Genomic DNA, 21,016 nt, shown 5'->3' on the forward strand with positions numbered 1-21,016 from the left:
GATGGACTTCCGGTTCACCGACGAGCAGCGCCTCTACCGGGAGACCCTGCGCGACTTCGTCGACAAGGAGATCGTCCCGGTCGCACGGGAGTGGGAGCACTCCGGCCGCTACCCGACCGAGATCGTCGAGGGAATGCGGCAGCTCGGCCTGTTCGGGCTGGCCGTGCCCGAGGAGTACGGGGGTCTCGGCGCGGACACCGTGTCCTTCGCCCTGACCTTCGAGGAGATCTCGCGCGGCTGGATGGGCATCGCCGGGATCCTCGGCAGCCACTCCGTGTCCTGCTTCCTGCTCGCCCGGCACGGCACCGAGGAGCAGAAACGCCGCTACCTGCCCGACCTCGCCACCGGCGCCCGGCGCACCGGGATCGCGCTGACCGAACCCGGGGCGGGCACCGACCTGCAGGGCATCCGCACCACCGCCCGCCGCGACGGCGACCACTACGTCGTCGACGGCACCAAGATGTGGATCACCAACGCGCGGCACGCCGACCCGCTGCCGGTGCTGGTCAAGACCGACCCCTCGGCCTCCCCCGCGCACCGGGGCATGAGCATCCTGCTGGTCGAGGCGGGTACGCCCGGCTTCGAGGTCACCGCCGACATCGGCAAGCTCGGCTACAAGGGCACCGAGTCCTGCGAGGTCGTCCTCGACGGCGTCCGGGTCCCGGAGTCCCAGCTGCTCGGCGGGATCGAGGGCCGGGGCCTGCAGCAGGCGCTGTCGTCGCTGGAGACCGGGCGGATCAACATCGCCGCGCGCAGCGTCGGCATCGCGCAACGCGCCTACGACGAGGCACTCGGCTACGCCCGCGAGCGCACCGCGTTCGGCCAGGCGATCGGCGAGTTCCAGGCCGTCCAGCAGCGGCTCGCGCAGATCGCCGTCCGGCTGCAGGCGGCACGCCTGATGACCTACTGGGCCGCGTCGCGGATGGACGACGGCGTGCGCATGGACACCCAGTCCGGGATGGCGAAGATCTTCGCCTCCGAGCAGGCGCTGGAGTGTGCCGTCGACTCCATGCGCATCCACGGCGGCTACGGCTACTCGACCGAGTTCGAGGTCGAGCGGCTCTACCGCGACGCGCCGCTCATGTCGATCGGCGAGGGCACCAACGACGTGCTGCGCGGTGTCGTCGCGAAGGCGCTGCTCTCCGGCAAGGCCACCGTCCGGTGAGCACGGCCGAGGAGCTGGGTGCGCTCGCCGCGCGGCTCGGCTACGCGCTCGACCCCGGCGACGTGCACGCCATGCACGCCGCCGTCGCGGGCGCCGAGCCGGCGGCGGCGGCGCTGCGGGCCGTCCCCGTGCCGGACGGGTTCACCGACCCCCAGCGGGCCGAGCGGTGGCTCGCCCCGCCCGCCGCGGGCGACGGCACGCCGGCCGGTCCGGACCCGTGGGCGGCGCGGCTGCGCGCCGGCTGGTCCGGGCGGGCCCCGGAGGCCGCCGAGCGGCTGGAGCGCCTGCACGCCGAGCTGAACTGCACGATCCGGGTGCTGCACGACCGGGCCCGCGGCCACCGTCCGCCGGACGGTCCGCCGCGGCCGCTGGAGGGCGTGCCGTTCGCGGTCAAGGACGTCATCGACGTCGCGGGCGTGCCGACGACCGGGGCGTCGCGCACCCGCGCGGACGCCGCACCGGCGGCGGTCTCGGCCACCGTCGTCGCCCGGCTGGAGGCCGCGGGCGCGGTGGCCGTCTCCAAGGACGCGACCACCGAGTTCGCCGTCGGCGGTCCGCACCCGCCGCTCACCGGCGCCTGCCGCAACCCCTGGGACACCGCGCGGTGGGCCGGTGGCTCGTCGACCGGGACCGCCGCGGCGGTCGCCGCCGGCGTCGTCCCGTTCGGGCTCGGCACCGACGTCGGCGGGTCGGTCCGGCTGCCCGCCGCATGGTGCGGTCTCACCGGGATCAAGCCGACCGCCGGGACCGTCCCGCGGACCGGGGTGATCCCGCTGTCGTTCACCACCGAGACTGTCGGCCCGCTGGCCCGTGACGCCCGCACCGCCGGGCTCGTCCTGGCCCTGCTGCGCGGTCCGGACGGCAGCGACCCGCGGGTCGGTGCGACGCCCGCGCTGCCCGCGACCGGCGCCCCGCCGGACCTGCGGGGGCTGCGGATCGCGCTGCCCGGCGGGTACCTGACCGAGCTGTGCGACGCGGCGGTCCGGGCGGGCGTGACGCACCTCGTCGACGTCCTGACCGACGCCGGCGCCACGGTGGTCCCGGGCGAGATCCCGTCGGCCGCGCAGGCGCTGCCCATCGGCTACCAGGTCGTGTTCACCGAGGCCGCGGCGCTGCACCGGCGCGACGCCGACCGCTGGGGCGACTACGACCCGGTCACCGTGCGCCGGATCAGCCAGGGCATCACCACCCCGGCGGCGGACTACCTGCGCGCCCTGCAGTTCCGCGCGGTGCTGCAGGCCGAGCTGGACGCCGTGTTCGCGACCGCGGACCTCGTCGTGGTGCCCACCACCCCGTCCACCGCACCACGGCTGCCGGACTGCACCGTCGTCGTCGACGGCGAGCACCACCCGCTCTACGCCGCGCAGTCGCGCGCCACGATGCTCGGGAACCTCACCGGGGCGCCCGGTCTGGCGCTCCCGACCGGGTTCGCCCCGGACGGCTGCCCCGTCTCCGCGCTGCTGATCGCCCGCCCGCACGCCGAGCACACCGCGCTGCGGGTCGCCGCACTCTTCCAGGACCGCACCGACCACCACCGGCGGGTCCCGCCCGTCGTGGACCGGATCGGCGGCCCCGCCCCGTCCCCGTCCGCCTGAACGTCCGAGAACCCACCCGACCAGGAGGTCACCGATGACCACGCTGCCGGCCCCGTCCCGCACGACCTCGCTCGCCGCGACGGTCGGGGAGTTCGCCGCCCGGACCACCCTCGACGACGTCCCCGCCGAGGTGCGGGAACGGGCCCGCCACCTCGTCCTCGACGCCGTCGGGCTGGCGTTCGCCTCCACCGCGTACCCGTTCCCCGGCGTCGCGCTGTCGGCGCTGTCGGCGTTCGGCGGTGCCGGGGAGCAGCCGGTGCTGGGCCTGCCCGACCGGCTGCCCGCCCGGGACGCGGCCGTCCTCAACGGCGTGCTCGTCCACGGGATGGACTTCGACGACACCCACATCCCCGCGGTCACCCACGTGTCGGCATCGGCGCTTCCGGCCGCGCTGGCCGCCGCCGTCGCGGCGGGCGCGGACACCCGGACGCTGCTGCTCGCCTACATCCTCGGCGTCGAGGTCACCTCCCGGGTCGGGATCGGCGGGGCGGGCGGATTCCACGACGTCGGCTTCCACCCCACCGCGGTGGCGGGGGCGTTCGGCGCCGCGGTCGCCGCGGGGAAGGTGACGGGGCTCGACGCCACCGGGTTCGCCGCGGCGCAGGGCGTCGTCGGCTCGATGAGCTCCGGGCTGCTGGAGTTCCTCGCCGACGGCGCCTGGACCAAGCGGCTGCACCCGGGCTGGGCCGCGATGTCCGGGCTGACCGCCGCCGGGTTCGCCGCGGCCGGCTGGAGCGGCCCGACCGCCGTCTACGAGGGCCGGTTCGGCCTGTACGCCTCCCACCTGGCCGGGCGCGACACCCGTCCGGACGCGGTGGCCGACGGTCTCGGCGGGACCTGGGAGCTGATGCGCACCGCCGTCAAGCCCTACCCTGTCTGCCACTTCATCCACGCCTTCGCCGACGCCGCCCTGCTGCTGCGGCCCGAGATCGGGACCGCCACGGTCACCGGGATCCGGTGCGCGATCCACCCGGTCCCGGGCAAGGTCGTCTGCGAGCCGCCGGAGGCCAAGTGGGCCCCGCGCGACGAGTACGACGCCAAGTTCAGCCTCCCCTACGTCGTCGCCACCACGCTGCTGCGCGGCCGGTTCGGCCTCGCGGAGCTGTCGGACCGCGCGCTCGCCGACCGCGCCGTGCTCGACCTCGCCCAGCGGGTGCAGGTCGTCGACGACCAGGACAGCGCCTTCCCCGCCGCCTACTCCGGCGCGATCGAGATCGAGCTCGACGACGGGCGCGTCCTGCGCCACCGCGAGCAGGTCAACCGCGGCCACGACGAACGTCCGCTGACCAACGACGACGTCGTCGCCAAGTTCCGGGAGACGATCGGGACGGTCGCCTCGCCCGCGGTCGCCGACCGGGTGCAGCGCGCGGTGCTCGCGCTGGGCGACGACACCCCGGCGGCCGAGTTCGCCGAGGCCTGCCGTGGCTGACCGCCCGGTGCGGGTCGGGGTGTTCCTCACCCACCAGCAGCCCGCCGGGCGGGACCCGCTGGTCGCGCTGGCCGAGCAGCTGTCGCTGGTCCGCACCGCCCGGGACGGCGGCCTGGACTCGGTGTTCGCCGGCCAGCACCACCTGCCCGAGTCGTTCTCCCACATCCAGCCGCTGCCGTGGCTCGCGCGGCTCGCCGCCGAGGCCGGTGAGATGCGGATCGGCACCGGCATCCACCTGCTGGCGCTGCACAACCCCGTCGACACCGCGGAGAGCTACGCGGGGCTCGACGTCGTCACCGGCGGCCGCTCGGTGTTCGGCGTGGGCCTGGGCTACCGGGAGGTCGAGTACGCCGCGTTCGGCATCCCGCCCGGGGACAAGGTCCGCCGGTTCACCGAGAACCTGCGCGTGGTCCGCGAGCTGTGGACCGGGGAGCCGGTGCACGCCGACCTGCCCTGGTGCCGGCTCGACGGTGTCCGCGCCACGACGCTGCCGACCGCCACCCCACCGGTGTGGATGGCCGCGAACTCCGACGGCGCGGTCCGCCGCGCCGCCCGGCTCGGCGACACCTGGATGATCAACCCGCACGCGACGACGGCGACGGTGCGCCGGCAGCTCGACCTGTTCCACGCCGAGCGCGCCGCCGCGGGCCGCGGGCCGCTGACCGAGCTCCCGCTGATGCGCGAGATCTACTGCGCGCCGACCCGGGAGCGGGCCGTGGAGCTGGCCCGGCCGCACCTGGCCGGGAAGTACGAGGTGTACGCGGACTGGGGCCAGGACCGGGTGCTGCCCGGGCAGGAGACCTTCCGCACCGGCTACGACGAGCTGGCCCGCGACCGGTTCGTCGTCGGCACCCCGGAGGACTGCCTGGCCGCCCTGCTCCCCTGGCGCGACGAGGTCGGCGTCGACCACTTCGTGCTGCGGACCGACTGGGCGGGCATGCCGGTCGGGCATGCGCGTGCCTCGCTGGAGCTGCTCGCCCGCGAGGTGGCGCCGGTGCTGCGCGCGGGGACCCGGTGACCGGCGGGCCCCGGCGCGTGCCGGGGCCCGCCCGGGCTCAGCCCGTCGCGACCGGCGCGCCGGCTCGGCTCAGCAGCGCCACCGCCCGGTCGACGACCGGCTTGTCCACCAGCGCCCCGTCCAGCACGGCCACAGCGCCCTCCCGGGCGGCCGCCACGACCCGGGCCGCCCAGGCCAGCTCCTCGTCCGACGGGCGCAGGGCGGCCGCGACCAGGGCGACCTGGGCGGGGTGGATGCAGAGCTTGGCGGTGAAGCCCAGCGCGCGGCCCTCGGCGCAGTCGGCGGCCAGCCGGGCGTCGTCGCGGACGGCGGTCGTGACCCCGTCGACGGGTGCCGTGACACCGGCGGCGCGGGCGGCCAGGACCAGCTCGCAGCGGGCGTGGCGCAGCGCGACGTCGTCGAGGTGGTCCACCCCGAGGTCCACGGCGAGGTCGACGCTGCCGAACGCGGGCCGCACGACGCCGGGTGCGGCGCAGATCTCCTCGGCCCGGCGCACGCCGAGCGCCGTCTCGACGACGGGGAGGACCGGGGTGCCCGCCACCAGCCGGTCGGCGAGTGCGGCGAGCTCGGCCCCGCCCTCGGCCTTGGGGAGCAGGACGGGGCAGCCGAGACCGGCGACGAGTGCGACGTCGTCGTCGTGCCAGGGGGTGCCGGTGCCGTTGACCCGCACCGCGGCCCGTCCGCCTGCGGTGAGCCAGGCCCGGACCTCCTCACGGGCGGCGGCCTTGCCGTCGGGGGCGACGGCGTCCTCGAGGTCGAGGACGACGACGTCGGCCCCGCTGGCGACGGCCTTGTCGTAGCGGTCCGGGCGGGAGCCGGGGACGAAGAGGAACACGGTGGCGAGATCGAGCCGGAGCATGGCGTCATCTTTAATGTCTGATGTTTTGCTGTCAACGGCCCGCATACTCCTGTATCGGGCCAAATCCCCGGCCGAATAAATCATCGGACAATTCGTTGAAACAGGGCGCTCGTCGTGACAGGCTGCCTGTGACGCCCCACACGGTCCACGTCGGACCGTGCCACCCCCGACCGGTCGCCGACGCCCGGCCGGTGCCGTGGCCCCGCCCGCCCCGCGGGCGAGCCGCGTCGCCGTCCCCGCGCAGTCCGACCGGGACGACGCCGAGAGGAACCGATGAGGACGCTGGGCAACGGAGCCGGGCTGACGGCCTGCCTCGTCGCGGCCGTCGCGCTGCTGACCGCCTGCACACCCGCCCGGGAGGCGCCCGCGCAGGGGGCGGCCCGCACCCTGGTGGTCGCCGACTCCTACCCCGTGACGCACCCGGCGTCGCGCGACGGGATCGTGTACTTCACCGACCGGGTGCGCGAGCTGACCGGGGGCGGGCTCGAGGTCGAGTACTACCCGTCCGAGCAGCTGGGCAAGGCCACCGACTACGTCAAGCTCGTCGCGAGCCGCGCGGTGGACATCGGGGTGGTGTCGCCGCCGTACCTGTCGGACAAGCTCCCGCTGTCCAACGTCGGCGACCTGCCGGGCCTCAGCACGGACTCGTGCACCACCGCCCGCGCGGTCGGCGAGCTCACCCGCGAGGGCGGGCTGCTGCACCGCGAGGAGTTCGCGCCGCGCGGGCTGCGGACGCTGTTCGTCGGCGTCGTCCCTCAGTACGAGCTGTTCACCAACGGCCCGGTGACCGACCCGGCGCAGCTGGCCGGGCTGCTCACCCGGTCCCCCGGCGGCGTGGTCGACCAGACCCTGGACACGCTCGGGGCCACGCCGGTCTCCCTCGCCGGCCCCGAGGTGTACGAGGCGATGTCGCGCGGCACCGTCGACGCGATGACGCTGCCGCCGATGAGCGCCGTCCCCTTCCGGCTCGACGAGGTCGCCTCGCACGCCACCGAGGGCGCGCCGCTCGGCGGGTTCACCCTCACCTTCGCGATCTCCGAGGCGCTGTGGCAGGAGCTGCCGCAGTCCCACCGCGACGCGATGGCCCGCGCCGGCGAGGAGACCTCCCGCCACCTGTGCGCGGTCATGGACGAGCAGACCGAGCAGGCGCGGTCGACGCTGGAGGACGGCGGGATGACCTTCACCTCGCTGAGCCCCGCACAGCAGCAGCGCTGGCAGGCCGCGGTCGCCTCGGTGCGCGCGGAGTGGGCCGCCGACATGGAGGACCGGGGCCGTCCCGGGCGCGCGGCGCTGACCGCGATGCAGACCGCCCTCGACCGGGCCCGCGACGGCGACGTGGAGGCCGCACGATGACCACGCACACCGCCCGGCGCGATCCCGTCGACCGCGTGCTGCGCACCGTCGAGAACGCCGCGGCCGCGGTCGGTCTGGCGGGTGTCGCCGCCACCGTCGCGCTGATCGTGATCGACGTGGCGCTGCGCTACCTCGTGGGCGCGCCGCTGTCCTGGTCGGTCGGCTTCGTCGGCGACTACGTCCTGGTGGGACTGTTCTTCCTGGGGCTGTCCTTCACCGTGCGCGAGGGCGCCCACGTGCGGATCGACCTCGTGCACAAGCGGCTCGGCCCGGCCGGGCGGCGTGTGCTCGCGGTGGCCGGCTCGGTCCTGACCGCGGCGTTCCTGGCGCTGGTCGGCTGGGGCGGGTTCCTCCTGACCGCCGGCGCCGTGCGCCACGGCGACATCCCGCTCGCCGGGGCCTCGGAGCTGTCCTGGCCGGTGTGGACGTCCGCGGTCCTGGTGCCGCTCGGCGCGGGACTCGCGGTGCTGCGGGTCCTGCACACCCTCGCGCTCGACCTGCGCGGCCCCGCTCCCGCCGCTGCCCCGACCCCGACCGCGGAGGAGATCGCCTGATGGTGCTCGCCGGAGTCCTCGTCCTGCTGTTCGTCCTGCTGCTCGCCCGGGTGCCGGTCGGTGTCGCGATCGGGGTGAGCGGTGTCGTCGGCCTGCTCGCGCAGGGCGGGCCGTCCGCCGCGGTCGGCTTCCTCGAGACCACGCCCTACGCCGCGGTCTCCACCTACACCCTCGCGGCGATCCCGCTGTTCATCCTCATGGCCCAGCTCGTGCTCAAGAGCGGGGTCACCGCCGAGCTGTTCGCCGCGGCCCGCGTGTGGGTCGGGCGGGTCCCGGCGGGCCTCGGTGTCGCCACCACGGCGACCGGCGCCACCTTCGCCGCGGTGTCCGGCTCCAGCACCGCGGCCGCCGCGGCGCTGGCGTCGACGACCATCCCGGAGATGGAGCGCGAGCACTACGACGGCCGCCTCGCCAACGGCCTGGTGGCCGTCGTCGGCACCCTGGCCGCGATGGTCCCGCCCAGCATCATCCTGGTGTTCTACGCGATCCTCGCCGAGGTCAGCGTGGGGCAGATGCTGGTCGCGGGGCTCGTCCCCGGCCTGCTCGTCACCCTGACGATCATCCTCACGACGCTGTTCCTCGTGCGCCGCACGCCCTCGCTCGCGCCGGCGGGCCGGCGCTACGGCATCGGCGAGAAGCTCCGGACGATCCCGGTGCTCGGTCCGGTGGCACTGCTGTTCCTGCTGGTCGTCGGCTCGATCTATCTCGGGCTCACGACACCGACCGAGTCCGCGGGCCTCGGCGTGGCCGGGGCGCTGGCCATCGGGCTGGCGAGGCGGCGGCTCGACGCGGCACGCATCCGCGACGCACTGGTCGAGACGCTGACCTCGACCGCGATGATCCTGCTGATCATCGCCTCGGCGTACCTGTTCGGGTACTTCATGACGCTGACCCGGATCACCGGGACACTGGTCGAGGCCATCGCCGGTCTCGCCGTCCCGCCGCTGCTGGTCTTCGCGCTGATCGCGCTCGTGTACCTCGTGCTCGGGGCGTTCCTCGACCAGCTGGCGATCCTCGCGCTCACCGTCCCGGTCGTCCTGCCGGTGATCGAGCAGCTCGGCTTCGACCCGATCTGGTTCGGCGTAATGGTCATCCTGCTGGCCGAGATCGGTCTGGTCACCCCACCCCTCGGGATGAACGTGTTCATCGTGTCGACGTCGACCGGGCGCCCGGCGGAGGAGATCTTCGTCGGGGTGCTGCCCTACGTCGCGGCGCTGCTGGTGCTGGTCGCGGCGCTCGCGGCGGCGCCGGGGGTGGTGCTGTGGCTGCCCGAGACGATGGGCGGGTGAGCCGGCTCAGCGACGCCAGCGCCGCTCGTACCGCTCCCGGGCGGCCGCACGCGTCCCCTCGTCCGCCCGCTCCCGCACCGCGGCCGCGTGCCCCACCGGGTACCCCGCCTTGGCCACGCGGTGCTCGGCCGACTCGTACATGTAGGCCACGGAGTAGAAGTAGCCGAGGATCGCCCCGGCCAGCACCGACAGCGCCTTGACGTGGACCGGGCCGGGGATGAGCAGGTACAGCAGCACCCCGATCGGCAGCAGCTGGACGGTCGTGCGCACCAGGTGGCGCAGCTGCCAGGTCCGGGTCGTGACGTCGTGCACGACCCAGCTGCCGTGCCGTGCGGGCAGGCCGGCGCCGTAGCAGTAGGCCAGCCACCGCAGCGGGTTCGGCCGGATCGGCTCGTCCACTCTTGGTCCCCCAATTCTTGGTACACCAACAATGTACGATGACGGACATGGGGAGCGCAGCCGCGGGTGACGGGGACGACCTGCTGCGGCTGGACCGGCAGGTGTGCTTCGCGCTGGCCGTCGCCTCGCGCACCGTGATCGGGCTGTACCGCCCGCTGCTGGAGCCGATGGGCCTGACGCACCCCCAGTACCTGGTGATGCTCGCGCTGTGGGAGCGCTCCCCGCGGTCGCTCGGCGACCTCGCCCGGGCGCTCGCCCTCGACCCCGGCACGCTGTCGCCGCTGCTCAAACGGCTGGAGGCGGCGGGCCTGCTGACCCGCGGACGCGTCCCCGGCGACGAGCGCACGATGGCGGTCGCGGTGACCGCCGACGGGCGCGCGCTGCGGGCCCGGGCCGAGCGCATCCCGCCGGCGGTGGTCGAGCGGCTGGGGATGCCGCTGTCCGAGCTCGAGGAGCTGCGGTCGGTGCTGGACCGGGTGATCGCCGCCGCGCGACGCGACCCTCAGATCCCCGACGACTCCGCCGGCGCCGCCGGCCCGCCCGCCGGCGACCCGGCGCCGCCGGGAGCGGCGTCGCAGCGCAGCCCCAGCGTGTAGGCGGTCATCGACAGCGATCCGTAGGCGTAGCCGTCGACGAGGACCTCGGGGCGCTCGTCGCCCGCCGCGGAGGCCAGCCCGGCCAGGTAGAGCGCCGGGATGAAGTGGTCCGGGGTGGGCACGGCGAGCCGGTGGTCGGGGTGGGCGTCGAGGGTGGCGAACTCGCCCGGGCGCTCGGTCATCAGCTCGCGGGCGGACTCGTCGAACCGCTGCGCCCAGTCGAAGCCGGCGTCGGGGCGGGAGAAGTCGACTCCCGCGAGGTTGTGCACCACGTTGCCCGAGGCCAGCACCAGTACGCCGGTCTCGCGCAGCCGGGCGAGCTTCGCGCCGAGCTCCAGGTGGTGGTCCCACGGCTTGCCGGCGTCGATCGACAGCTGCACGACCGGGACCGACGCGTCGGGGAAGGCGTGGACCAGCACCGACCAGGTGCCGTGGTCGATGCCCCAGCTGTCGGCGTCGGCGCCGACCCACGTCGGCTGCACGATGTCGGCGACCTCGTCGTGCAGCTCGGGCAGCCCGGGGGCGGGGTACTGCACCGCGAACAGCTCCCGCGGGAACTCGAAGAAGTCGTGGATGGTGCGCGGGCGCGGCATCGCGGTCACCGCGGTCGCGTTGATGTACCAGTGCGCGGAGACCACGAGGATCGCGCGCGGACGGGGTACGGCCCGGCCGAACTCCCGCCAGGCACGGGTGTAGCGGTTGGTCTCCAGCGCGTTCATCGGGTTGCCGTGCCCGACGAACGCGGCCGGCATCAGCGGGGCGCCCACCCCGCCAGACTAGTGCCGTCGCGGGGCGGGCGGCCGTAGCGTGAGGCCGGTGCTGATGAACTCCGACGCCGCGGTCCTGCTGCTAGTCGACCTGCAGGAGCGCCTGGTCCCCGCCGTGCACGACGGCGAGCGGGTCGTCGCCCGCGCCACCCGGCTCGCCGAGGCCGCCACGCTGCTCGACGTCCCGGTGATCGCGACCGAGCAGGTCCCGGACAAGCTGGGACCCACCGTCGAGGCACTGGCCGGGTTCCCGCACCTGGTGATGGCGAAGTCCCGCTTCGCCGCCGACGACGACGCGCTGTTCCCGCCGGGGCGGCGCGAGGTCGTCGTCGCCGGGGTGGAGGCGCACGTCTGCGTGCTGCAGACGGTGCTGGAGCTCGTCGGGCCGGACCGGCGGGTGCTCGTCGTCGCCGACGCGGTCGGCTCCCGCTCCCCCGACGACGAGGCGCTGGCCCTGCAGCGCGCCCGCGCGGCGGGCGCGGAGGTCGTCAGCTCGGAGATGGTGCTGTTCGAGTGGCTGCGCGACGCCGCGCACCCGCGGTTCCGCGAGGTGCAGAAGCTCCTCATGTAGTCCGCACAGCCGCCGCACAGGGTCGGGCGCGACGGTGTGCGGGTGGTGAGCGTCAGCGTCCGGTCCGCACGTCCGGTCCCCGTCGCCGTCGTGGCGGCGGTCGTCGGGGCGGGGCTGCTGCTGGTCGCCGCGGCGACCGGGTGGGCGTTGCCGGCGACGGCGACCGCCCGCAACTGGGACGTGGTGTGGGCCGGCCTCGACGTCGGGACGGCCGCCGCCGCGCTGGCCACGGCCGCCCTGCTCCGGGCCGGCGACGTCCGCGCCGCGCTGACCGCGACCGCCGGGGCCGCCCTGCTGGTGACCGACGCCTGGTTCGACGTGACCACCGCGGCCGGGACGTCGGCGGCCGGGCTCGCGGTGGCCGAGGCGGTGCTGCTGGAGCTGCCGCTGGCCCTCGGCGGGGTGCTGCTCGCGACCCGGCTGCTCCGGACCCACCGGTGACCCGGCGGTACGGAGCGCACCTCCCCGGCCTGCCGGCGGTCGCGGACGTGTCCTAGCCGCTGCGGGCCTGCAGGTACGCCGGATCCGGGCCGGGCAGCGGCACGTCCGGACGGCCGTCGAGCAGCGGGGCGACGGCGGCGAGGAACGGTGGTGCGGCCACCGTCCCGCCGAACGCTCCGTGCCCGCAGTTACCCAGGTGCACCGGGGTTCCCGGGCAGATCTCGGCCGGGTCCGGGCCGTCGGCGAAGACCATCGAGGACCCGGCGACACCGTCGGCCCCACCGGTCCCCCCGACGAACGCGACGGACTCGGAGGTGTTGGTCGTACCGGTCTTGCCGATCATCGGGCGGGTCCAGCCCGCGGCCCGGGCGGCGGCCGCGGACGTCCCGGTGACGGTGTCGCCGCCCAGGCCCGCGGACAGCGTGTGCGCGATCCCGGGGGCGACCGCCTGCTCGCAGGCGGGCCGCGCGAGCGGCACGGCGGCGCCGTCGCGGTCGGTCACCGACAGCACGGCGTCGGGGGCGCACCACACGCCGTCGCTCTGCAGGGTGGCGGCGACGTTGCCCATCTCCAGGGTGGACACCGGGCTGACCCCGAGGGTGAACGACGGCAGGCCGGCGTAGAACTGCGACTGCGGCTCGGCGATCCGCGGGTCCGGTGAGGACGGGTCCGGCGTCCCGCCCGCCGCGTTCGACGCGAGGGTGTCGCGCAGCCCGAGCCGGCGGGCCATGTCGACCACCTTGTCGGTGCCGGTCCACTCCTCCAGCCCGACGAACGCGGTGTTCGGCGAGGTCGCGAGGGCATCGGGCAGCGAGATCGGGTCCGGGTAGGACGTGCCGTCGTTCCCGACCGGGTAGCACGCGCTGCCGACGCCGGGGAAGCACGCCGAGGGCGGGTCGGGCAGCGTCGAGTCGTAGCCGACGGTGCCGGCCTCCAGCGCGGCCGCCGTGGTGAAGATCTTGAAGGTGGACCCGGCGCCGAACACGTTCGACGGCGCGGCGACGAGGTCGCGGGTCGTGTCCCCGGCGGCGGCGTCGGTGCCGGGGCGCCGGTTGGCGACCATGGCGAGGATCTGCCGGTCGTCGTGGCCGGGGCGCAGCAGCGCCAGGGTGTTCGCGACGCCGTCCTGGGTGCGCGGCACGTTCGCGTCGACGGCCTGCTGGGCCGACGCCGTCGCGGCCGGGTCGAGAGTGGTGCGGATCGTGTAGCCGCCCGTGTCGAGCTGCTGCTCGGTGAACCCGGCGCGCTCCAGCTGGGCGACGGCGTACTCGCAGAGGAACCCGGCGCCGTCGGTGGCGCCGTAGCAGTTGTGGCCGGGGACCAGCGGCCCTGCGGCGCGCACGCCGAGGGGGGCGGCGGTGGCGTCGGCCGCCTGGGCGGGGGTGATCGAGCCGGCGTCGCGCATCGCCGCGATCACCGTGTTCCGCCGGTCGGTGGCGGCCTGCGGGTGGCGGAACGGGTCGAACAGGGTCGGGTTGTTGACGGTCCCGGCGAGCAGCGCGGCCTGCGGCACGGTCAGGTGCGCGGCGTCGGTGCCGAACCAGGACCGGGCGGCGGCCTCGACGCCGTAGACGGAGCCGGAGAACGCGACGGTGTCGAGGTAGCCGGCGAGGACGTCCTGCTTGGACTGCGAGTGGGCCAGCCGCTGGGCGAGCACCGCCTCGCGGACCTTGCGGGCGGGGGTGTCGGCGCGGTCGTCCTGCTGGGCCGCGGGGTCGTCGCGGTCGGCGACGTCGACCAGCCAGTTCTTCACGTACTGCTGGGTGATGGTGGACCCGCCCTGCACCGCGCCACCCGCGGCGTCGGTGACCAGGGCGCGCAGCGTGCCGACGGGGTCGACGCCGGACTCGTCGAAGAAGCGCCGGTCCTCGACGTCGACGATCGCGGCCACCATCGCCGAGGAGATCCGCGAGTACGGCACCGGGATCCGGTACTGCTCGTCGAGGTAGGCGACCGGGGTGCCGTCGCGGTCGGTGAGGACGGTCGCGGCGGGCAGCGCCGCGGTGCTCGGGAGCTCACCGGTCGCGCCGTCGGGGACGGTCGAGGCGACGGCCGCGACCCCGGCGGCGGCCGGTGCGGCGCAGCCGGCGAGCACGAGGCCCCCGGCGAGCACCGCGACACCGAGACGCCGCCAGGTCCGCGGGTCGGCGCGCGCCACCGCCGTCCCCCCGGCCCCGGCCCCGGCTCCGGCCCGAGACGCCCCCCGGGCCCGACGCCCCGTCACCCACGCGCTCCGAGGGGCACCTTCGTTGCCCCCTAAGCCCCGAGGGTTCCCCTCGGGGCGCCCGGAGGGGGGCCCCGAGGGGGGCGCGGAGGGGGGCTCGGGGACCGGGCGGCGGATGGCCGCCCGGATCCGGTCGATCAGCTCGCGTGCCGTCGTGCGCTCCCCCACGCCGGCGATTGTGCGCCGCAACGCTGAGCGGGGACTGAGATCCTCCCGGGCGTGTCGCTGAGAGTCAGCCGGCCAGGGCGGCCAGCCGCTCCCGCGCGGTCTCCCGGAACCGCTCGACGTTGCCGAGCTTGACGTCCTCGTAGCCCCGCACCATCTCCGCCGTCCCCGCCAGCTCCACGACGGCGTCGGCGGTGGTCGCGTCGAGGTGCTCCAGCCCGGCGCGCACGAGGGCCTGGTACTCCCCGACCAGCTCCCGCTCGACGCGACGCACCTCGGCGCGGCCGAACACGTCCAGCGCGGTGCCGCGCAGCCGCCGCGCGGCGCGCAGCGCCCGGAAGGCCGGGGCGGCGACACGGCCGTCGAGCGCGATCTTGCGGGTCATGCCCAGCGCGCGCAGCACCGGCGGGTGCAGCATGACCGACACCCGGGCGTCGCGGCCGAACTCGGCCTCGCGGCGGGCGACCTCGAGCGGGTCGAGGTGCAGCCGGGCGACCTCGTACTCGTCCTTGTAGGCCATGAGCTTGTGCAGGCCGTCGGCGTAGGCGGCGGCGACGCGGGCGCCGGCCGCCTCCCCCGCGCGGACGGTGGCGATGGCCGCGACCCGGCGGACCTCCTCGGCGTAGCGGGCGGCGTAGGCCGCGTCCTGGTAGCCGGTGAGGTCGGCGATGCGGGTGGCCAGGGCCTGTTCGAACCCGGCGCCGGCGGCGACGGAGCGGGCCAGCGTCACCGACGCGGCGTCGAGCGCGACCGGCGCGGGCTGCGGTGCGATCACCGCGGCGCGCACGGCGTCGGCGTCGAGCACGACGGCCCGGCCCCACCGGAACGCGGCGAGCGTGGTCTCCACGGCCGCGCCGTTGACCCGGATGGCGTCCTCGATCGACTCGGCGGACACCGGCAGCACACCGTGCTGGTAGGCGGCGCCGAGCAGCAGCATGTTGGTGGGCAGGTGGTCGTCGAACAGGGCCTCCGACAGCGTCTGCGCGTCGACGGTGAGCAGGTCGCGGGTGACGGCTCCGATGCGCTCGACGGCGTCGTCGGTCGAGCCGGGCAGCACGACCCGGCCGGTGACCATGGCCGCGGTCGGCACCAGCGAGGTGTTCACGACGGCGACGGTGTGCCCGGGCCGCGCGACGGCCAGGGTCGCGTCGGACGCGGTCCCGACCAGGTCCATCCCGATCAGGACGTCGGCGGTGCCCTTCGAGGCGCGCAGGATGCCGTGGTGGGGCTGCTTGGAGATCCGGACGTCGGAGACGACCGGGCCGCCCTTCTGGGCCAGCCCGACCTGCTCGAGCCCGGCGGCGAACAGGCCGTCGAGGTGCGCGGCCATCTGCAGGACCGCCGAGGCCGTGACGACGCCGGTGCCGCCGATGCCGGGCATCCGGATCAGCGTGGCGGTCGGGTCGACCCGCGGCTCGGGGTCGGTCAGGCGCACCGGCAGCGCCGGGACGCCGCGCTCCTCGCGGGTGCCCGGCACCACGGTGAGGAACGACGGGCAGTCGCCCTTGAGGCAGGAGAAGTCGGTGTTGCAGGAGGACTGGTGGATGGTGGTCTTGCGGCCGAACTCGGTCTCGACCGGCAGCACCGACAGGCAGGTCGACTTCTCGCCGCAGTCGCCGCAGCCCTCGCAGACCCGCTCGTTGATCAGCACCTTCTCCGCGGGGGCGGGCAGCGTGCCGCGCTTGCGGAGCCGGCGCTCCTCGGCGGCGCACCGGTCGTCGTGGATCAGGACGGTGACGCCGTCGACGGCCTTGAGCTCGTCCTCGACGGTGGCGAGGTCGTCGCGGTGGCGCACGGTCGCGATCGGGTCGAGGGCGACGCCGCGGTAGTCGCGCACCTCGTCGGTGGTGACGACGATCCGGCGCACACCCTCCAGCGCGAGCGAGCGGGTGATCTCCGGGACGCCGAGCCGCCCCTCGGCGCGCTGCCCGCCGGTCATGGCGACGGCGTCGTTGTAGAGCAGCTTGTAGGTCATGGTGACCCCGGCCGCGACCGCCGCCCGGATCGCCAGCGAGCCGGAGTGGTGGAAGGTGCCGTCGCCGAGGTTCTGCACCAGGGTGCGGTCGTCGGTGAACGGGGCGAGCCCGATCCACTGCGCGCCCTCGCCGCCCATCTGGGTCAGCCCGATCTGGCGGCCCCGGTGCTCGCCGTCGAGGGCGATCATGGCGTGGCAGCCGATCCCGACGCCGACGAGCGTGTCGTCGGAGGTGCGGGTGGAGGTGTTGTGCGGGCAGCCGGAGCAGAAGTACGGGGTCCGGTTGCCGAGCAGGTCCAGCCCGATCCGCGACGGCTTCGGCGGCGCGAGTCGCTCCAGGTGCGCCGCGGCGGCCTCGGGCAGGGTCGCGCCGGCGGCGGCGAGGCGCGCGGCGACGGCGCGGGCGACGTCCTCGGCGCTGAGCTGGCCGCGCGCGGTGAGCAGCGGGCGGCCGCGGTCGTCGCGGCGCCCGGTGACGCGCGGCTGGTGGGCGCGGCCGTAGAGCGCGTCGCGCAGGTGGCCCTCCAGGAAGGGCACCTTGTCCTCGACGACGAGCACCTCGGCGCAGCCGTCGACGAGCCCGGCGAGGGCCTCGGCGTCGACCGGGAACGGCATGGCCAGCCGGACCAGGCGGACGCCGAGGGCGTCGAGCTCGGCCTCGCCCAGGCCGAGGTCGTCGAGGGCGCGCAGCACGGTCGCGTAGCCGGTGCCCGAGGCGAGCACCGCCAGGCGCGGGTCGCGGGAGGTGAAGGTGACCCGGTTGAGCCCGGTCTCGCGGGCGTACTGGCGGGCCAGGTCGAGCCGCCGGGTGAGCTGGTCGTGCTCGGCCTCGACGGCGGCGGGCCCGACGAGCGCCCCGGCCTGCGCGCGGTCGGTCGCGGGCGGGGCGGGCACGCCGATCAGGTCCGGGCGCAGGGCGCCGAGGTCGACGGTGTCCGAGGCGTCGGCGACGTCGGCGATGATCTTCAGGCCGGTCCAGAGGCCGGTGGCCCGCGAGAGCGCGACGGCGTGCAGGCCGAACTCGACGACCTCGGCGACCGAGCCGGGGGCGAGCAGCGGCATGGCCAGGCTCTGCGCCATCGGCTCGCAGGAGCTCGGGACGGTCGAGGACTTGCACGACGGGTCGTCGCCGATGATCGCGACGGCGCCGCCGAGCCGGGCGGTGCCGGCCAGGGTGCCGTGCCGGATCGCGTCGGCGGCGCGGTCGAGGCCGGGGTTCTTGCCGTACCACCAGCCGACGACGCCGTCGTGGCGGCGGCCGGGGACGGCGTCGAGCAGCTGCGTCCCGGCGACGGCGGTCGCCGCGAGCTCCTCGTTCAGGCCGGGCCGGAACACGACCCGCTCGGCGTCGAGGTGGCGGCGCGCGCGGCCCAGCTCGGAGTCCAGGCCACCCAGCGGGGAACCCTGGTAGCCGGAGACGAACGACGCGGTGTCGAAGCCGCGGCCGGCGTCGAGGCGGGCCTGCTCCAGCACGAGGCGCACGAGCGCCTGGATGCCGGTCATCGGGGCGCGCCCGTCGGTCGCGACGTACTTGTCGTCCAGCACGGTCATGGTCGCGGCTCCTCGTCGAGTCGGGCGTGGGCTGCGAGCAGCACAGCGTGACCGCCACCACCGACGCAACAGTCGATGCGGAGTCGACCGGCAAGACGCAACGGATACCGTGGACGGGCCCGATCGACGACGATCCGTTGCGCTGGAGGCGCCGTGCCCGAGACCGAGATCGACGACCTGGACCACGCCCTCCTGCGGCTGCTGCACGAGGACGGCCGCCGCACCTTCGCCGACATGGCGCAGCGGATCGGACTGTCCACCGCGGCGACGAAACGGCGGGTGGACCGGATGCGCGAGGCGGGGGTCATCACCGGGTTCACCGTGCAGGTCGACCACGCGAAGCTGGGCTGGGCGGTCGAGGCGTTCAGCGAGATCCGCTACGCCGGCACCGCGAGCATCTCCGACATCGTCGCGACCGCGTCGCGCCAGCCCGAGGTGCAGGCGATCTACACCCTGGCCGGCGACCTCGACGCGCTGGTCCAGGTCCGGGTGCGCGACCTCGCGCACCTGCAGGAGGTGATCGACCGGATCCGGCGCAGCGGCACGGTGACCGGGACGCGCACCCTCATGGTGCTCGGGCGCTGGACCCGCACCTGATCGTTTGCCCGGCGCAACGATCCGGTCGATCATGGAGGGGTGCGTGTCCTCTGCAGCGTGACCGGCTCCCCGTCGCACGGCCGCGCCGTGCTCCCCTTCGTCCGCGCGCTGGGCGCGGCCGGGCACGACGTGGTGGTGGCCTGCCCTCCCGACGTGGCTCCGGTCCTGGACGGCGCCCCGGCGAGGGTCGAGCCCGTGCTGGCGACGATGGCCTCGGCCGCGGAGCACCTGGGCCCGGTGGTCGAGCGGCTCGGCGGGGCGCCGGCGCTCGCCCGTCTCTCCCCCACCGAGCTGACGACGGCGATGCTGCCGACGCTGTTCGCCGGGCCGCAGGTGACCGGCTCGGCGCGCACGCTGCTCGGGCTCGTCGACGTCCACGGCAAGCCGGACCTCGTGCTGCGCGACGGCGGCGAGACCGCCGGGTTCCTCGTGGCCGAGCACCTGGGGGTGCCGTGCGTGTCCGCGCCGTCGGGGGCGGGCAACGTCCTCGGCCCCGACGTCGTGGCGGCCGCGCTGTCCGAGCGTCGCCGCGAGCTGGGCTTCGCCGAGCCCGGCGACGCGGCGGCCCTGCACCGCTGGGGCAGGCTGGACTGCATGCCGGCCGCGTTCTCGCTGGCCGCGCCGGGGATGGCGGCGGCGCGGGCGTTCCGACAGGACGACGAGGTCGTGCGCGGGGAGGTCCTGCCCGGCTGGGTCGCCGCACTGCCGGCGGGACGGCCGCTCGTCGTCGCGGGGCTGGGGACGGCGATGCCGATGATGGCCGGGCGGGGCGGGCGGCGCGCCCCGGTCGACCCGGCGGCGGCGCTGCGGACCGTGGCGGCAGCGGTGTCCCGGCTCGACGCCGAGGTGGTGCTGGCGACCGGTGGGCTGCCCGTCGACGACCTGGACCTGCCCGCGCACGTGCACACCGCGGCGTGGGTGCCGCAGCCGCTGCTGCTGCAGTGCGCGGACCTGTTCCTGACCCACGGCGGCTACAACGGCGTGCGGGAGGCGGTGCGGCACGGGGTGCCGCTGGCCGTGCTGCCGCAGTTCGGCGACCAGGAGCACAACGCGCGGCGGGTCGCGGAGCTCGGGCTGGGGGAGCACTGCCCGCCCGACCCCGACGGCGTCGCCGAGGCCTGCGCGCGGCTGCTCGACGGGTCGACCCGTACCGGTGTGCGCGCCGCCCAGCGGGCGATGCTGGCGCTGCCCCCGGTCGGGGACGCCGTCGGCGCACTGGAGGACCTCGCGGCCGGTCGGGTGGCCGCGCTGACGCCGTGACCCCGGCGGGCCTCAGCCGCGGGGCGCGCGCGGCCCGCAGGCCACGACGATCCGCGCCCACGTCGCGAACAGCACGCACACGCCGAGGACGGTCACCACGAGCCCGGGCCCGATGTCGCCGCCGACCACGGCCGTCTGACGCGCCCACACGGCCCACAGCCCGGTGACCGCGCCGATGCCGGTGACCGTCGCGGCGAACCAGGCCAGCGGCCAGTGGCGCACGAGCAGCGCGACACCGGACACGACCGCCCCGGTGACGGCGGCGACGGTGAACAGCCACGGCAGCGGCCCGAGCCCGACGGTCCCGGCGAGGATCTCCCACCCGGTGGCCCGCCCCGACCACGGCATGAGCAGCGCGGCGAGGACGGCGGCCACCCCGGCCCCCGCGACGACCGCGCCGGGCCCCGGGTCGATCCACCGGTCGACGCGCCACGCGATGCGGGTCAGCTCCGCGGCCAGCTCGGGTGAGGCCTGCGGGGACAGCGCGCCCGGACCGGGTCTGCGCGGTTCGCTCATGCGGTTCCCCCGTGGTCGGCGGCTGGTGTCCATTCCATCACGGCGGCGGGACGGCGCGGTCCCGCCGATCGGTGCCCGGTCGGGCTCAGGCGGCGCGGACGGCGCATCGGCACGGCGCGCCCTGCTGGCAGCCGCATCCGCAGGTCTGCAGACAGCCGCAGGCGGTGCGGGGCGCGTCGGCTCCGGTGGCCGCGGGCTCGTCACCACAGCAGCCGCCGGACAGACAGCTCAGCACGGGCACGGCGGTGCTCACCGGCTCCGGCTCGGGTGCGGTGACGCCGAGCGCGGCCAGGACGGCGTCGGTCAGGTCGGGCAGCGGGTCGGCAGGCCCCACCCGGGACGGCCGCCCGAGCCGGGCGGCGCCGTCGCGGAACGCACGGCAGGACGCGCAGCCGGCCAGGTGCTCGGCGGCCGCCGCGCGTTCGCCGGCCGCCGCCTCGCCGTCGAGGTCCGCGGACAGCACCTCGCGGTAGAGCTGACAGTCCATACCGTCACTGTCGTACACGGGGGCCGTCCGGTTCCACCCGACCCCCACCCGAGTGACGCGGTGTCGTGGCCGTGATCGGTGGACCGCGGACGATCGGTGCCGCCGCCGGCACCGGACGTGCGCAGGGTGCTCGTCTCCGGGTCGGCACCCCTCCGCACAGCACCGAGATGCGGCGGACCCCAGAAATGGCACCCCGGAAACGAGG

18 protein-coding genes and 1 pseudogene are annotated in these 21,016 nt (G+C 75.8%); 12 read left to right on the forward strand and 7 right to left on the reverse strand.

Features of this window, described 5'->3' with window-relative positions:
- Position 1 precedes the first annotated feature (1 nt).
- From WJX68_RS13445 to WJX68_RS13460, 4 genes are read left to right on the forward strand one after another with little or no spacing between them, the layout of a single operon-like run.
- Complete coding sequence (locus tag WJX68_RS13445) at positions 2 to 1,165, forward strand: acyl-CoA dehydrogenase family protein (protein WP_340290499.1); 1,164 nt, start codon at positions 2 to 4, stop codon at positions 1,163 to 1,165.
- Positions 1,162 to 2,760 (forward strand): amidase, encoded by a 1,599-nt coding sequence (locus WJX68_RS13450; protein WP_340290502.1) that lies wholly within the window; start codon positions 1,162 to 1,164, stop codon positions 2,758 to 2,760. The genes WJX68_RS13445 and WJX68_RS13450 overlap by 4 nt, the downstream gene beginning before the upstream one ends.
- A 34-nt stretch (positions 2,761 to 2,794) precedes the next feature.
- Complete coding sequence (locus tag WJX68_RS13455; protein WP_340290505.1) at positions 2,795 to 4,189, forward strand: MmgE/PrpD family protein; 1,395 nt, start codon at positions 2,795 to 2,797, stop codon at positions 4,187 to 4,189.
- Complete coding sequence (locus WJX68_RS13460) at positions 4,182 to 5,207, forward strand: LLM class flavin-dependent oxidoreductase (protein ID WP_340290508.1); 1,026 nt, start codon at positions 4,182 to 4,184, stop codon at positions 5,205 to 5,207. The genes WJX68_RS13455 and WJX68_RS13460 overlap by 8 nt, the downstream gene beginning before the upstream one ends.
- Positions 5,208 to 5,244: 37 nt before the next feature.
- Here the strand turns inward: WJX68_RS13460 and WJX68_RS13465 are convergent, their stop codons facing one another.
- Positions 5,245 to 6,066, reverse strand: a complete 822-nt coding sequence (locus WJX68_RS13465; RefSeq protein ID WP_340290511.1) for an HpcH/HpaI aldolase/citrate lyase family protein — start codon at positions 6,064 to 6,066, stop codon at positions 5,245 to 5,247.
- A gap of 273 nt (positions 6,067 to 6,339) precedes the next feature.
- Here WJX68_RS13465 and WJX68_RS13470 point away from each other — a divergent pair, with 273 nt between their 5' ends.
- From WJX68_RS13470 to WJX68_RS13480, 3 genes are read left to right on the forward strand one after another with little or no spacing between them, the layout of a single operon-like run.
- Entirely contained in the window at positions 6,340 to 7,419 is a 1,080-nt protein-coding gene (locus WJX68_RS13470) for a TRAP transporter substrate-binding protein (RefSeq protein WP_340290514.1), read from the forward strand.
- Positions 7,416 to 7,973, forward strand: coding sequence for a TRAP transporter small permease (locus WJX68_RS13475; protein ID WP_340290517.1), 558 nt, complete (start codon positions 7,416 to 7,418; stop codon positions 7,971 to 7,973). Before WJX68_RS13470 ends, WJX68_RS13475 begins: the two co-directional genes overlap by 4 nt.
- Positions 7,973 to 9,262, forward strand: coding sequence for a TRAP transporter large permease (locus WJX68_RS13480; RefSeq protein WP_340290520.1), 1,290 nt, complete (start codon positions 7,973 to 7,975; stop codon positions 9,260 to 9,262). Before WJX68_RS13475 ends, WJX68_RS13480 begins: the two co-directional genes overlap by 1 nt.
- Positions 9,263 to 9,268: 6 nt before the next feature.
- Here WJX68_RS13480 and WJX68_RS13485 read toward each other — a convergent pair whose 3' ends face one another.
- The gene (locus WJX68_RS13485) at positions 9,269 to 9,661 is read right to left on the reverse strand and encodes a DUF5313 family protein (RefSeq protein WP_340290523.1); all 393 of its coding nucleotides are present in this window, start codon (positions 9,659 to 9,661) and stop codon (positions 9,269 to 9,271) included.
- Between the two features lie 47 nt (positions 9,662 to 9,708).
- On the opposite strand from WJX68_RS13485, the pseudogene WJX68_RS13490 reads away from it, so the two are divergent.
- A pseudogene (locus WJX68_RS13490) lies at positions 9,709 to 10,149 on the forward strand (MarR family winged helix-turn-helix transcriptional regulator); the annotation flags it as partial.
- A gap of 14 nt (positions 10,150 to 10,163) precedes the next feature.
- Here WJX68_RS13490 and ygiD read toward each other — a convergent pair.
- Entirely contained in the window at positions 10,164 to 11,024 is an 861-nt protein-coding gene (gene ygiD, locus WJX68_RS13495) for a 4,5-DOPA-extradiol-dioxygenase (protein ID WP_340290526.1), read from the reverse strand.
- A 55-nt stretch (positions 11,025 to 11,079) separates the two neighbouring features.
- Between ygiD and WJX68_RS13500 the strand changes: the two genes are divergently transcribed.
- Both WJX68_RS13500 and WJX68_RS13505 read left to right on the forward strand, forming a co-directional pair.
- The gene (locus WJX68_RS13500; RefSeq protein ID WP_340290574.1) at positions 11,080 to 11,595 is read left to right on the forward strand and encodes an isochorismatase family protein; all 516 of its coding nucleotides are present in this window, start codon (positions 11,080 to 11,082) and stop codon (positions 11,593 to 11,595) included.
- A gap of 45 nt (positions 11,596 to 11,640) precedes the next feature.
- Positions 11,641 to 12,036 carry a hypothetical protein gene (locus WJX68_RS13505; protein ID WP_340290529.1) on the forward strand — a complete coding sequence of 132 codons (396 nt, stop codon included), beginning with the start codon at positions 11,641 to 11,643 and terminating at the stop codon, positions 12,034 to 12,036.
- A gap of 52 nt (positions 12,037 to 12,088) precedes the next feature.
- Here WJX68_RS13505 and WJX68_RS13510 read toward each other — a convergent pair whose 3' ends face one another.
- Positions 12,089 to 14,194, reverse strand: coding sequence for a transglycosylase domain-containing protein (locus WJX68_RS13510; RefSeq protein WP_340290532.1), 2,106 nt, complete (start codon positions 14,192 to 14,194; stop codon positions 12,089 to 12,091).
- 298 nt (positions 14,195 to 14,492) lie between these two features.
- Positions 14,493 to 17,951, reverse strand: coding sequence for an indolepyruvate ferredoxin oxidoreductase family protein (locus WJX68_RS13515; RefSeq protein ID WP_340290535.1), 3,459 nt, complete (start codon positions 17,949 to 17,951; stop codon positions 14,493 to 14,495).
- Positions 17,952 to 18,104: 153 nt separating this feature from the next.
- Between WJX68_RS13515 and WJX68_RS13520 the strand changes: the two genes are divergently transcribed.
- Positions 18,105 to 18,548, forward strand: coding sequence for an Lrp/AsnC family transcriptional regulator (locus WJX68_RS13520; RefSeq protein WP_340290538.1), 444 nt, complete (start codon positions 18,105 to 18,107; stop codon positions 18,546 to 18,548).
- 57 nt (positions 18,549 to 18,605) lie between these two features.
- Positions 18,606 to 19,808, forward strand: coding sequence for a glycosyltransferase (locus WJX68_RS13525; protein ID WP_340290541.1), 1,203 nt, complete (start codon positions 18,606 to 18,608; stop codon positions 19,806 to 19,808).
- 12 nt (positions 19,809 to 19,820) lie between these two features.
- Here WJX68_RS13525 and WJX68_RS13530 read toward each other — a convergent pair whose 3' ends face one another.
- Both WJX68_RS13530 and WJX68_RS13535 read right to left on the reverse strand, forming a co-directional pair.
- Positions 19,821 to 20,324 (reverse strand): Rv2732c family membrane protein, encoded by a 504-nt coding sequence (locus WJX68_RS13530; protein WP_340290544.1) that lies wholly within the window; start codon positions 20,322 to 20,324, stop codon positions 19,821 to 19,823.
- Positions 20,325 to 20,409: 85 nt separating this feature from the next.
- Positions 20,410 to 20,811 carry a zf-HC2 domain-containing protein gene (locus WJX68_RS13535; RefSeq protein WP_340290547.1) on the reverse strand — a complete coding sequence of 134 codons (402 nt, stop codon included), beginning with the start codon at positions 20,809 to 20,811 and terminating at the stop codon, positions 20,410 to 20,412.
- Positions 20,812 to 21,016 lie beyond the last annotated feature (205 nt).

Source organism: Pseudonocardia spirodelae, assembly GCF_037727765.1.
Taxonomy (GTDB): domain Bacteria; phylum Actinomycetota; class Actinomycetes; order Mycobacteriales; family Pseudonocardiaceae; genus Pseudonocardia; species Pseudonocardia spirodelae.